The organism is Wolbachia endosymbiont (group A) of Epistrophe grossularia (assembly GCF_947251435.1).
In the GTDB taxonomy this organism is placed as follows: domain Bacteria; phylum Pseudomonadota; class Alphaproteobacteria; order Rickettsiales; family Anaplasmataceae; genus Wolbachia; species Wolbachia pipientis.
Window position 1 is genome coordinate 306695 of record NZ_OX366363.1, and the last position, 12629, is coordinate 319323.

General features: G+C 35.2%; 15 protein-coding genes and 1 pseudogene. 1 reads left to right on the forward strand and 15 read right to left on the reverse strand.

The features are described from left to right. Positions 1–176 precede the first annotated feature (176 nt). The gene (locus tag OPR28_RS01430; RefSeq protein ID WP_265023342.1) at positions 177–2336 is read left to right on the forward strand and encodes a TomO hydrophobic C-terminal domain-containing protein; all 2160 of its coding nucleotides are present in this window, start codon (positions 177–179) and stop codon (positions 2334–2336) included. Between the two features lie 69 nt (positions 2337–2405). On the opposite strand, the gene OPR28_RS01435 is transcribed toward OPR28_RS01430, so the two are convergent. The 15 genes and pseudogenes from OPR28_RS01435 to OPR28_RS01505 all read right to left on the reverse strand — a co-directional run bounded on the left by OPR28_RS01435 (position 2406) and on the right by OPR28_RS01505 (position 12625). Continuing rightward, positions 2406–3185, reverse strand: coding sequence for a hypothetical protein (locus tag OPR28_RS01435; protein ID WP_265023343.1), 780 nt, complete (start codon positions 3183–3185; stop codon positions 2406–2408). A gap of 367 nt (positions 3186–3552) precedes the next feature. Next, a complete protein-coding gene (locus tag OPR28_RS01440) occupies positions 3553–3912 on the reverse strand; it encodes a hypothetical protein (RefSeq protein ID WP_265023344.1) in 360 nt (119 codons plus the stop codon). A 101-nt stretch (positions 3913–4013) separates the two neighbouring features. Then, positions 4014–5504: pseudogene (locus tag OPR28_RS01445) on the reverse strand (recombinase family protein). Further along, positions 5498–5932 carry a DUF2924 domain-containing protein gene (locus OPR28_RS01450; protein ID WP_265023345.1) on the reverse strand — a complete coding sequence of 145 codons (435 nt, stop codon included), beginning with the start codon at positions 5930–5932 and terminating at the stop codon, positions 5498–5500. Before OPR28_RS01450 ends, OPR28_RS01445 begins: the two are co-directional and overlap by 7 nt. Positions 5933–5936: 4 nt before the next feature. Beyond that, positions 5937–6401 (reverse strand): ankyrin repeat domain-containing protein, encoded by a 465-nt coding sequence (locus OPR28_RS01455; protein WP_265023346.1) that lies wholly within the window; start codon positions 6399–6401, stop codon positions 5937–5939. 38 nt (positions 6402–6439) lie between these two features. After that, the gene (locus OPR28_RS01460) at positions 6440–7159 is read right to left on the reverse strand and encodes an ankyrin repeat domain-containing protein (RefSeq protein WP_265023347.1); all 720 of its coding nucleotides are present in this window, start codon (positions 7157–7159) and stop codon (positions 6440–6442) included. Between the two features lie 168 nt (positions 7160–7327). After that, positions 7328–8488: a phage tail protein gene (locus OPR28_RS01465; RefSeq protein WP_265023348.1), complete on the reverse strand. Its 1161-nt coding sequence runs from the start codon at positions 8486–8488 to the stop codon at positions 7328–7330. Next, complete coding sequence (locus OPR28_RS01470; protein ID WP_265023349.1) at positions 8488–9288, reverse strand: baseplate assembly protein; 801 nt, start codon at positions 9286–9288, stop codon at positions 8488–8490. Before OPR28_RS01470 ends, OPR28_RS01465 begins: the two co-directional genes overlap by 1 nt. Positions 9289–9290: 2 nt before the next feature. Next, a complete protein-coding gene (locus tag OPR28_RS01475; RefSeq protein ID WP_213863527.1) occupies positions 9291–9626 on the reverse strand; it encodes a GPW/gp25 family protein in 336 nt (111 codons plus the stop codon). 2 nt (positions 9627–9628) lie between these two features. After that, a complete protein-coding gene (locus tag OPR28_RS01480; RefSeq protein WP_213863528.1) occupies positions 9629–9883 on the reverse strand; it encodes a PAAR domain-containing protein in 255 nt (84 codons plus the stop codon). Beyond that, the gene (locus OPR28_RS01485; protein WP_208571542.1) at positions 9884–10348 is read right to left on the reverse strand and encodes a phage baseplate assembly protein V; all 465 of its coding nucleotides are present in this window, start codon (positions 10346–10348) and stop codon (positions 9884–9886) included. Then, positions 10335–10808, reverse strand: a complete 474-nt coding sequence (locus OPR28_RS01490) for a hypothetical protein (RefSeq protein WP_138265010.1) — start codon at positions 10806–10808, stop codon at positions 10335–10337. The genes OPR28_RS01485 and OPR28_RS01490 overlap by 14 nt, the downstream gene beginning before the upstream one ends. Further along, a complete protein-coding gene (locus OPR28_RS01495) occupies positions 10805–11317 on the reverse strand; it encodes a phage tail protein (protein WP_213863530.1) in 513 nt (170 codons plus the stop codon). The genes OPR28_RS01490 and OPR28_RS01495 overlap by 4 nt, the downstream gene beginning before the upstream one ends. Continuing rightward, entirely contained in the window at positions 11310–11621 is a 312-nt protein-coding gene (locus tag OPR28_RS01500) for a head-tail joining protein (RefSeq protein ID WP_141457308.1), read from the reverse strand. Before OPR28_RS01500 ends, OPR28_RS01495 begins: the two co-directional genes overlap by 8 nt. Continuing rightward, the gene (locus OPR28_RS01505) at positions 11621–12625 is read right to left on the reverse strand and encodes a major capsid protein (protein ID WP_265023350.1); all 1005 of its coding nucleotides are present in this window, start codon (positions 12623–12625) and stop codon (positions 11621–11623) included. Before OPR28_RS01505 ends, OPR28_RS01500 begins: the two co-directional genes overlap by 1 nt. Positions 12626–12629 lie beyond the last annotated feature (4 nt).

Below are 12629 nucleotides of genomic sequence, written 5' to 3' on the forward strand. Positions count from 1 at the left end.
AAATTAAGTATATAATAGATTATACTGGTAAAATGTATATGATAGCAGGCTCAAAGTCATATGAAGCTACGGTAGGAGAATACAACTCTCTAAAAAATATGAAAAATTATACTTGTATTGACTCTTAATTTATGCTAATTATTGCACATGATGTATTTATAGATTGAGGGAGTGTGGTGTTAGGGTATATCTCAAAGGATGGGCAGGTCTGTGCAAGTGATGGGTTAGCTACTGAAGGACAGCATACGGAGCGTTTTGGTCAGCACACTCTTGAAGGAAGCACATCATCGTTAAGTAAAGAACAAACTGATGACTGGAATGAGTCCATTGTTGAAGATAAAAATACTGTTGTTGAAAGTTATTTTATTCCAGAAAACTCAATTTTAATGAATTTAGCAAACCTGTTAACTGAGAGCGAAAAAGTTTCAATTAAGGTTAGAGATTTGTATGTTACAATTCCAGATGACCACAAGGCTGTTCCTCCGAGAGGAATTGTTAGTATTATTGAGGTATTAAAGAATCTCTCTAACAATAGCGGGTTAAGCATTAATTTTCCTCATACTGATGTTCGGAGTATTATTCTAATTTCTAAAAAGTCTAACCTAGAGTTCAGGCTTTCTTTCTCTAGTCATGATATCTATGAACTTTATCTGCGCATGATTGATAAAGAAAGCCTAGAAATATTATCTAAAGAAATAAGTCTAATTACAGCTAGTCCTTTTGATGGTCTACCTACTATTAAAATGCCAGCTTTAGCACAAAAAAGCGGTAAAGATAATCCCAGTAGCTCAATGGATGATAATCTAACTCCCCTCAGTGAGGTTGATACTAGGCTTCAAAGTGATGAACAAGGTTTACAGCCAGAAATTTTATCTACTAGTCTAACAGGAACTAGCACGAATAAGGGACGAGAGCAAGATTATCTTAATGATAGTGAAATAGTTGTGGCTAGTAATATGGCTCTCAATACTTCGGGTATTGATGGTATATTAGACATCAACCCATTTGCTAACTTGGATGAGGATCGGATTAATACAAGTACTCCGACTAAACAGATCAGCTTATGTGAGCCGTCTTCCATAAGTGAATATCTAGTTAATGAGAGCGAACTTAGTGACAGGATGAATTTAAAGGGTGCAAGTAGAATGGCTGAACTTATTAGACTGATAGCTGGCGTATTCATTGATATGAGAGGAATAATAGAAGAACTAAGTATTCCCTTGTTAGGTCAAAAGATAAAAGATATAAGAGAATATTTAAAAGATTTTCTTTCTGTAGTAGAGGAACTGATCAACGAACGTAGCAAAAATCGCCTACAAGATAAGTCTGAAGAAAATCACGAAGCTTGCTTACAACAAATTTATGATTTAAAATCAAAATTGAAAATAGAAGAAAGAATTAATTCTTCTATAGATCAGAAAAATCAACAATTAACCGAAAAAAAACTCCAGCTTGCAAAAGATAATCAGGATTTTCTTGGTAAATGTAAAGAGCTGGGTAATCTTCTGTGTGACAAACACAAAGAGCTAGAGGAGCAATGTAGTACTCAGCAAAGTCTAAAGGAACGTCTAGGTACGTTGCTTGCAGAGAATAAGCATTTGAAGGAAGAAATAGACGGTATGAACAAGTTTTACAAACACCTTCCAGAACGAACTGAGGAAAAAAGTGGTGCTACAAAAATAGGAAAAATAAGCAAATCGAGAGAAGTTACTCAATCGAATAACGGGTATCATAAGGAAGTCAAAATTGAACAAGAGTTGAGACAAAAGATAGATGAAATGCAGAGAAAAATAGGTGAATTGCTGTCAGAAAATAGTATGTTACTAGAGGAATTAAGGTCAAAATGTGAACAAGTAGGGGATGCTGTAGAAAGCTTAAGTACCGAGATCTCAAGTTTTCGCTCTGAACAAAATTTGTATAATGAGCTTGAGGCTGTTAAACGAAGAGAAGAGCTCGATAACTCAGACCAAGCTGAAATGTACTTAAAGAATGGTGATCTAGTTAATGTGACACAAGGTTATAGTAAAAAGGCTGATAACCCAACTAAACTTACTGAACAGTTTAAAGCAGTAAAGTCTCAACTCTTGATGGCAAGCACTTATAGTAGAAAGCAGATGACCTATGCTTCTGTTTCTCTTGTGTTGTCTGGGGCGTTTTCTGTTGGTGCAAGTTTAACGATGTTTAATTTAGCAATATGTATTTCGCTTACCGTGGCTGCGTTAACTTTTCTTGCAGTATGGTGTTACTGTTCTTATAAGGCAAGTACAGCGCTTAGTAATATTGAAGTTGATCAAATCGGAAATTGTGTTAATCTACGGCTTCAGGAACTCAGGTAGCCTAAGTTGGGAAGGGTTAAGTTTTGAGTTAATGGAGAGGTTCTTCTAAATCATTGGTGTTTGTGTTTTTTAGGAATGCTCTCTTGCGTTGGATTGGAAGGATTGTTCTACCTTTTCAAGCTTTGTGCTCGGCTCTAGAGCACCGTACAACGCGAGGCTTATGCATGCCAATCCAGAAATTATTCCAACTACTGCTATAGTATGCATTTTCATAATATGTGATACGACACCACTTACCAGTAGCACTGCCCCAACAAAAACACAAGGGTTAAATGATGATAACCTCTCGTATAGTGTGTGTGCTTCGAATTCCCCTCCCCATTTAAATGCTATCGATAACATATCTTTATATAAACGTTCAATTTCCGAAAAACCAAGATCTGTTGGCAAAGAACGTTTATCTTGAAATTTTCCTCCATTGCATATAGCTAGCAACTCTAAATCTTTCTTCTTACTGTCCCTTTCTCTATAATTTTCCGCCTTTCCTGCTATCTCATTCAACATTTCCTGCTCTACTTCAATAAAAAGAGATACATGCACATTGTCCACTATATAATGCAGACCTCCTTCCACTCCATCACCCAGATTGTTTTGTTCATTTGACTCACTTAAGATCACTTCATTAGCTCTACTAATAACTCTACAATTTACTGACTCATAATCCATTCTTCCTCTATAATCATCAATATCAACACATTTCATGTAGGACAATAACGATTCTTTTACTCCAAAACTAGTTGGTAAAATCTTAAGGTAATCATTCACTAATTTATTTATTACTCTTCTAACTGCTTCTTTATTAAAGGAAGTACCTAGCTTACTCTTTGCACTATTGATTTTCCCTTCCATGTATGGAGAATTGCTCTTTACTATCTCTTCACGTAGTATATGCTTACTATTCCTTCCTGCTTCACAAAGAACTTCCTGCAGTAATTGGTCATACCAATTATCAAAAAAAGTCTTGTTCTTTATTTTGAGTAATAGAGGTTCATTGTCTTTTACTGTATTACGTGCTTTTTCTCTTTTGCTATTATACTGTAAGTTTATTTTTTGACTTCTATATACGAGTACTTATCTTCCATTCCTTTTGCTCTTAATAGTATGCTCTCTAAGCTTTTTACCTCTTCACGAGAAATATAGTTATGATAAATTTCAATTACTTTTTGTAAGTTAAAAGTACACAAACTTGATACATCTGTTTCCTGAACATAACTTTTTAAATCAGAGAACTATTATTAGTTAGAGATTTTAAATTATTACTTGACAATGGCAAAAGTGCTTTTTGGCGTAATCTATCCTCATTACCGCTTATTTGTTTTTCTATATCCCTTCTTATTTTGTCTGCAAAAATCTCTTTTTCTGCTTTTTGATATTCAGTTAGCACGTTAAGCAGAGCACTATATGCTTGATACTTTGCTTGTGCAATAACTGTTCTAGTAAGAAAAAAGCTAGAACAATATAATGATAACCCAATTGGTGCCCTTGTACCAATTAGTGCCTGCAGTAGTTTTAGATCTCCCGCTCTAATTATTTTTTCTACTTGTTCCTCAAATGGCTTATCAAAAAAACTTGGCATACAACCCCTCTAATTATAAGTTAAGCATACCTTAATTACCGTGAGATTACAAGTTAACATTCTTATATAATTTTCATATCCCCTCTTTTTGCTTTGCACAATTAATATAACACCGATTTGTAAAACTTCTTCATCTGCTCACTCCACAGAATTGGTATTTCTCTCAAATCAAACAACTTCAAATTTCTCGGTTGTCTTCCATTTACTATGTCTTCTTTTATCTTTGGAGCTAAATAATTTAACCTTAAAATTTGCTGTATACGTCTTGTACCTATATTAATTTTGGCACTCAGCTCTTTCACACTTTCGTATTTTCCTTCTTCCAGTTGCCGTTTCCATAGGTGGGCTCTCACCACTGCTTTCAGTAGCGCATTATTTGTTTTTCCTTCTGGCTCTACTACTGTGCATTTGTTTCCTTTCTTCTTTATTGGTATAAACTTTTCCTCTGATTCAGAACTCACTTCTATTCCATCTTCCTTAACCATTACTCCCTTTATTAACTTTTTCACTACTTCTTTTTGCTTTCCAAAACTTAAATTTTTCCATTTTTCTTCGGTCTTTTCTCCCCGTTTTTCATATAGCTGCTCTGTCTTTCTCATCACTTCTTTTTCCACCTCTCCCGCTACTATAGTTCTGTTTATTGATTCACAACCTTTTCCCCTTAAATGGTTATTGCACACGTAATATCGGTACCTTTTATTTTCTTTTTTTGCATACGTTAGTGTCATATTTACACCACAGCTCTTGCACTTAATTATTCCCTTTAGCAACGCTTCCTCGTATTTCGCCTTTCTATATGGTTGATTCTTTATCAATTCCTACGCTTTTTGCCATTTTTCCTCTTTTATTATTGCTTCATGCTTTCCCTCATACTCTTTCTCATAATGCCGTATTTTTCCCATATATATTGGATTTGTTATTATTCTTCTCACTGTCGCTTTTTTAAAGATATCTGATTTTGTTCTGTAACCTTGACTATTTAGCTCCCTTGCCAATTCTGCCATTGATTTTAGCTCCAAATATCTTTCAAATATGTGCCCTACTATTTTCGCTTCTTTTTCATTTATTATTAATTCTTTATCTTTTACATCATATCCAAGCGGTAAAGTTCCACCCATCCATAACCCCTGCTCCTTTGATGTTGCTATTTTATTTTTTACTCTTTCTACAATCATTTCTCTTTCTAGTTGTGCTGCTCCTGACAATACCGTTTGTACAAATTTTCCCATTGGCGTATTATTATCAAATATTTGTGTTACTGCTACAAAATTTACTCGGTGCCTTCTAAAAAATGACGTTACTTCTATGCTGTCTTTTGTTTCTCTTGATAGCCTATCTAGCGTATATACTACTACACAATCTACTTCTCCTGTTTTTACATCTTCAAATAATTCCTTTATTGCTGGTCTTTCTAAATTTTTCCCTGAATATCCACCATCATCGTACCTTTTTACCAATGCTACCCATCCTTCTCGGCTTTTTATATATTTTTCACACGCTACACGTTGCGCATCAAGACTATTAAATTTTTGTTCTAGACCATCTTCATTTGACTTCCTAGTATATATCGCACATCTTACCTCTTTCAGCATCCTTTCTCCTTATCTCTCATTCCAAATAGAAGCGGCCCATTGTAACTCATTCCCATTATTTTTCCGGCTACTGCTGACAATGACGTGTAAAACTCTTCTCTGTAGATTAAACCCTTATCTGTTACCATTACCGCATGCGTCTCTTCTCCTCTCTCTAATATTAGCTCTGTTCCTGCTACTGGAAGTTTGTCACTACTTATTCTTTTTCCCTTCTCTAGCCGATCTGCCAGATACTCCAGTCTTTTTGCTCCTTTTCTTGACATTTCTCCATACGCTTTTTCCTGCATTCTATAAGCTAATCTTGGTATCAGATATTTCTTTGAGTATCTAGGCGCTTCTTTCCCAAATACCTTCTTCCACGTTTTTCTCAGCTCATCCAAAGGTTTTCTCTCTAAATTCATTACTTTCTTTTCTATTTCTTCCTCCATGTTTTCAGCCTCTCATAAATAACTTTTCAATTTTGTCCGTTTCTTTCTTCAATACTTCAGTTACTTCTTTACTATTTTTCGCATAATCTATTGCCGTCATCCCACATTCATCCTCTTGCTCTATTTCTCCTCCTGCCTCCACTAACTCTTCCACTATTTCTTTTTCACCTACCATACATCCTAGATGCAGCGGTGTGCATTTATTTTCATATTCTTCCGCATTTACGTCTGCTCCTGATTTTATCAATTCTCTCACGATTTCTAGACGTTTCTCCGTTACCGCTAGGTGCAGTGCTGTATATCCTCCTACATCTGTTGCATTTACATTCACTCCTTTTTCAACTAATACCCTCACTGTTTTTGCGTTTATTGCATAATGCAGAGCTGTTCTTCCATTCTCGTCTCTTTCATAAATATTTTTAAACGAGTTCTCTAATAGTGACTCCTCTTTTTTACCGAGCTTTACCATAACTTACCTCCACCTTTCTTTAAAATTAAGTCCCTTTTTTAAGCCTTTCTTACTACTACATTTTCTGCCTCATCTATCATTTCATTCACTTGGCTGATTATCTTGCTTGCTAAATTTTGACATTCTTTCTTTATTAGCGATTTGTCTCTCTTCCTTATTTCTCCTATCTCTATTATTTTTAGCTCCGGCATGTAGCTTCCATTCAACATGTCTGCTATTTCTCCCACTAGCCCCTCTATTCCATAGCACGTCAGTTCTCTACTTTTTGTTATTCCTCCTTTTTCTCTCAGAAATTTACTCGCCTTTTCACTCTCTTTGCTATCACATAGACGATACTTTTCACTTTCCCAGATGTAATACATTGGCGTTGCGCCGTACTTATTCAGTTGATTAACTTCAGCTCCAGCCTTTACCAGCTCTTTTATTATTTCAACTCCTGCTCCTCCTATTTTGCACGCAGAGTGCAGTGGCGTACATCCAGTGACATATTGAGTGGCATTTACTTCTGCTCCCGATCTTAGCAGCACTTTTATATTTTCTAAGCTTTTCGCAAATACTGCACAGTGTAGTGGTGTATAACCATTTTTATCTCTTGCATTGATCTCTGCTCCTTTATTTATTAATAACCTTACTGTTTTGTAATCAGAGATTTCTACTGCTTGGTGTAATATCGTTTCTCCTTCTTCATTTCTTTTATTAATATCTTTAAATCCGTTACTTGATACTTCTTTAAAAAACTTACTCTTGCTAAAACTCATTTCATACCTCACAAAATTAGCTTTTCTAGCGCCAGATAAATTTCTTATGTTTACCTGCTGCTATTCAAGTCATGTCCTTTTTAGCATGAGAAAGCAAGTCTTTTTCTTTTTATTTCATACACTTTTACCTATTATTAATATAATATATGAGTATCTAAATATAAGTACTTAACTTATTAGAGATATTATTCGACTATCTTTCCAACTTCTGTGCAAATGTCGATGTTCATGCCACTTCAGTACTCCCGGGTAAAATACTAAAATGTGCTTTTCTAATTCGTGTATTGAGTCTTTTTGCTCTGAATCCAAATCATTTTTATAGTAAACGTTGTGTTCTGCTAAAACATATTTTCTGACCTTCTGATCTGTATAATTTTCTACTTTATAGTTGTGAGTAACGCTAAACCTTTCTAAAATTGGTTTGTGTTTTAAATTCCAACGTTGCCATGAAAGTTTATCGTTTCCCAATACAAATTTATTTCCTTCTTCTTCTATGCTACCAACCGGAAAGCACGCATTTGTTTCTCCTAAGTTCCAACTGTCCGATAATACTATCTGCGCTTTAGCAAATTTAATCGATGGTAATAAGCTTTGAGTTAGAGGATACAGGGCTTTTAAGTTATACCACTGATGACTTCTTTCATAGACGCCTTTGTAATCTTTTGTATGAGGCTCTGTTTCTCCAAGTACTGCTACATCTAATCGATATATGTCATTACTAAATGTTTGTTCATAATGGTTGCGTAGATAACTCTCTATAACCTTAATTGACGTAACACTAAACCTGAAGAAATTTACTCTTCCAAACGATAACACCGGTCCATCTTTTTCTATTTTTACCCCTGAATAGTCAGAAAGAAGATCTCCAAATAAACTCTCATCCAATATAAATCTTTGCGCATTATAATAATCGTTAAAAATCCTCATCAATCTGGATCTTACAGGCAGTGATAGTTTTGCCAGCTCTACTACTGCATCTACGAAGAAGTCATTTGGTACCTCTTTTATCCCTACTTGCAACTCAAAAAAGTGTTTACCGGGTGGTTCTTCGATGATTGTAATGTCTTCTATATTTGCCCACTTGAGTGCTATTTTAAGTGATTTAGGTGTTCCTCGCAGTCTTTGAAATTTTACTCCTTCTACTATGGCTCTTCTTTTATCTTTTACCCAGAGTAGTATTTCTTCTAAACCATATTCTTCTATTATCCACGGCAATGTTTCTTCTTCCAATCTAAACTTAAATCCCCTGATACAGCTTGGATCTACTTTATAATCTATCGCATCTACTAGCGCTTTTTCCTGTTTTGTTGCATTTGGTGGCAGTAACATTAATTCAACTCAATCTTTAAATTTCGCAAATTTGCACATTCATTTCCTAGCACTACAACATCTTCTTTTGGCTCGATTAATTCCACATTTTCTACACCCTCTACAAATAGATTTGCTATTATCCATGATCTTGTCACACTCCATCCCAGCCTTCTATTTGCTTCAAACTTCTTAATGAACTGCTTCTTGATTTCCTCCTTCGATATCACAGGACTTATGCTCATTCTGCTGTGAATATCTATTTCCGTAATATTGCAACCAACTACTGTTACTGTATCTGTTAAAACCCTTATATCATCTCTAGTAACCTGCTTTTTTACAATTTCTAGTAGCTCTTCTGACAATATGCCAGTTGTGGATAATTGTGTTGATAAGATTGAAATTTGTACTTTTCCTGGTATAGGTGATTCTACTAATGCATCTTTTACTCTACTATCTGCCGACAGTGCATGATACCTATAATACTCCCTGCTTCCACACGTGCTTGAGCCTACTATCTTTGCTTTAATTCTTTTTCTAAATCGTTCATCATCTTCTTCTTTTTGCCTCTCCACTCCATAAAACTCAGCTAAATTATCAAGATCTTCTCCCGTTGCAAATTTTAGTAAATTACCCTTTACAGCTTCGTTTATCCTTTGTCTGAGTAACAACTCTCTCCATGCTGCTACTTCTAATACCTTCATTGCTGGATCCGATTCTACTAATCCTGAAAAGGTTTCATCTCTACGGACTAACTCTTCTTTCATTCTCGAAAAGATTTCTTCATAACTCAGCTTTTCTACAATATTTAGCTGCTTCATCTTTAAACTACAATTTCATCAAAATGAATGTTTTTCCCGCTTGGTAAGTATAATCCTTCTAGATCAAGCGTTACTTTTCCTTCTTTCACCTCTGTCATTTTTACTTTTTCTAGCTTAAATCTTTCCTCCCACCTTTGTAGAGCTTCTGCTACTGCTGAATAGATTTCCAAAGTTAAATCTCTATTTATTGGCTTATCTACTAATTCAAATAGTCTTGACCCATAATCTCTCCTCATTACTCTACTGTTAATAGGAGTGGTCAGTATATCAATTATTGATTGTTTCAGATGTTCTATTCCTTCTAATTCTTTTCCTGTTTTGGAGTCCATCCCTTTCATTTTTAGCCTGCAAACACGTTTTCACTGCCTTTTATTACTTTAAACCCACATGAAACTATATCTCCTACTCTTCCCGCTCCAAACCCATTTGCAAACACTGTTTTTGATCCTTGAACCATTACTTCTCCTTCACTAAAACTTTCTCCTTGTCTGCACATTGGCTTACCATTTACAAAAACATTGTTACTACCACTAATGCAAAAATGCGGTGTTACTTCTACACAATAATCTCCTACTCGTACAACCGATTTATTCATTTAATTAAGGTTTATTCTATCTGCTTTCAGTTTTATTTCGCTCTTCGTCATCTCTATGCTCGATTCCCCAGCTTTCAGTGTTATTTTGTCTACTACTTCAATCTCTAAATGATGCTTCTCTTTATCATATAACAATCTTGTTCCATCCTGAAACTTCACACTATTTATTTCTTTTTTATTCTCTGGTGCAGCATACTTTTGTTGATATATTCCAGCTAGTACTACTCCTAATGATAACTCTCCCAATGGTGACAATATTACTACCTGTTCATTTATGCTTGGTGGTAGCCAGCTTCTTTCCTCTCCTGCTCTAGAAGTTATCCATGGAAGAAAATCTGTTAAAAGTTCTCCTATCTTCACTCTTACTTTTGCTTTCTCATAATCTACTTCTTTTACAACTCCTATTCGTACAATGTTTGCTAACTTTCTTTGCAGCTCTGAAATAGCAAAATTACTCTCTAACATTTTCTTCTATTATAATCGTATGTGGCTTAATCTTATTTTCTGTCCATATCGATTTACCTAAATGAAGCTGATGACTCCAATCAACCATCCACACCAAATATGCATCTAATTCGGGTCTAAATCCGTCAATTTCTGCAGAGATAAATTCTCCTGGTGAAACATTTTTTATATTCCATGTATTTTTGTTTACAACTTTTGCCACCTCAGCAGCTAATGTTCTGACAATAATAGCTGCATTTTCTATTGTGCTATCAATCACAATTCGTGCTTCAAATCTTGCTTTCAGTGCTAATTCTTCTGTTCCTGGATCTTTTCCCGATTCTAAACTCACAAGCTCTACAAATAACGCTGGCGCTAATAATTCTTTCCTTATCGATGGATAAATTTCACAAGTTTGAATTGCTGGTATTTCTTTCTTCAGCGTAGTGCAGATTGCGTTATGCAAATCTTTAAAATTCATATATTTCTTGTAATATCACGTTCAAAGAACTTTTCAAACACTTCCTCAACCTCATAATTAACAAGATTCCCTATTATCCTTGAAGCCTCAGGTTCGAGTGACAATTTAACTTCCTTTATTGGCAATGCTGCTCTTCCTTCACGTTTAAACATACCGCTATTTCCTTTTGGCATAACTGCTGCAAATCCTCCTATAAACTCATGCTTTCCTACTTTCGATCCTCTTCTTGTTTTTTGTATTTTGCCAATTGTCGATGCTCTAATGTCGTAGAGATTTGCTCTAATTAACACTTCTAATCTGCTTGTTTTTGCTTTAAAAATTCTTAATCTCTTTCTTATCAAACTTAATTTTATCTTCTTTTCCTCACTGATTTCCTTAGCTGCTTGCGCTTTTAACCATAGTGCTGTTCTATTTAGTGCTTTTATAGCTGCCAGTTTTACTTTCTGCTCTTTTTCGTCAATATTGTAGACTATTTCATTAATATTGTTACTAATTTTAATATCAAACATTTTCTATTGCCTCAATTTTCCATATTTCACTCGAAGAATCTTTTAACGGTGGTTCAAAAATCTTGTAGAACCTTTTTTCAATCTTGATATAATCACCAATGCTAAAGGAAGTAACGTCCTGATCACGTATTTCTATAGAAGCAATTTGCTGAGTTAATGCTCCATCTGCACCTAGAGAGTACGTAGTCTCAGGACGTTTAATTAGCACTTTTATTCTACGAATGCCCTCCTTATTTTTATTACAATATGTGGCTTCCACTCCTAAATGCTCAAAACAATCTTCCAATAATTTTCCTATATTCATCAACTAGAACTAATTTTTACCAAAACTCCCGGACGATGGCACATTGGCAATGGATTCGACTGCGTATGTAAATCAGTTCCTCTATCAAATCTTCTTGGCTCTTGTTTTGCATAGAGTGGCTGTCCAAGAGTATTCACTGTTTCATTAAAATCTGCTGGTGCAAAATATGTTGTAAATGTGCTCGCTGTTCCTACTGGAAAACAGTTTCCACTTTCTCTTTCTATAAACCTTCTTACATTTCCCTCAGGATCAGTTGCTTGCCCTCTATATTCCTCAAATGTTATTCCGCAAAATGTAAATCCTGATCTCATGTCGTTCCTTAGCGCTGCTCCTTCTTGCCATCTCTCATATGCCTCTTTCACCTTACTATGGGAAGTTAATGCATCAAAAAACTCAGGGCTTACCAGTGCATGAATTCCCGTCATATATTCACCACTTAGATTATCTTCTATATGCCGGAGTACTTCCAGACACTTACGTTTTACATCTGTTGTTGCTGTTCCAAGGGCAAAATTTACTACTTTTGGTGTTATTTCAAATTCGTTATACAGATTTAGTAATTCTGACCCGTCAGCATCAAGAATAATTCCCTTCAGCGCTCCCATTCGTAAATGCTCTAATGTTATTGCGTGTTTGTTTCTCATTAGCTGTAAATGGTCAGTTATTACGTCTGCCAGCGCTTTCAGTTCACTTTCTGATCCAAATGCCCTTATTCCTTGTACTTCTTCTGGCAGTACTACATCATCATGCGGAATATGTGGAATCGTAAATGTTCTTACCTTTCTTTTTCCTCTTTTTCCTACTGTTGCTGGTGCTCCTGGTAACTGCGTTGGTAGTAAACTTAATACTCCATTTTGCTCCTCTATAGTAATATGTCTAAATCTTACTGACCTACTTGGAAACAAATTTAAATTTTCAACTCGTCCATAATTTATCGGCAATATATTTATCGCATTTGTTAGTGCCGTCATGCTAAATGCTGTATTTGTAAATGGATTTTGCATTCTT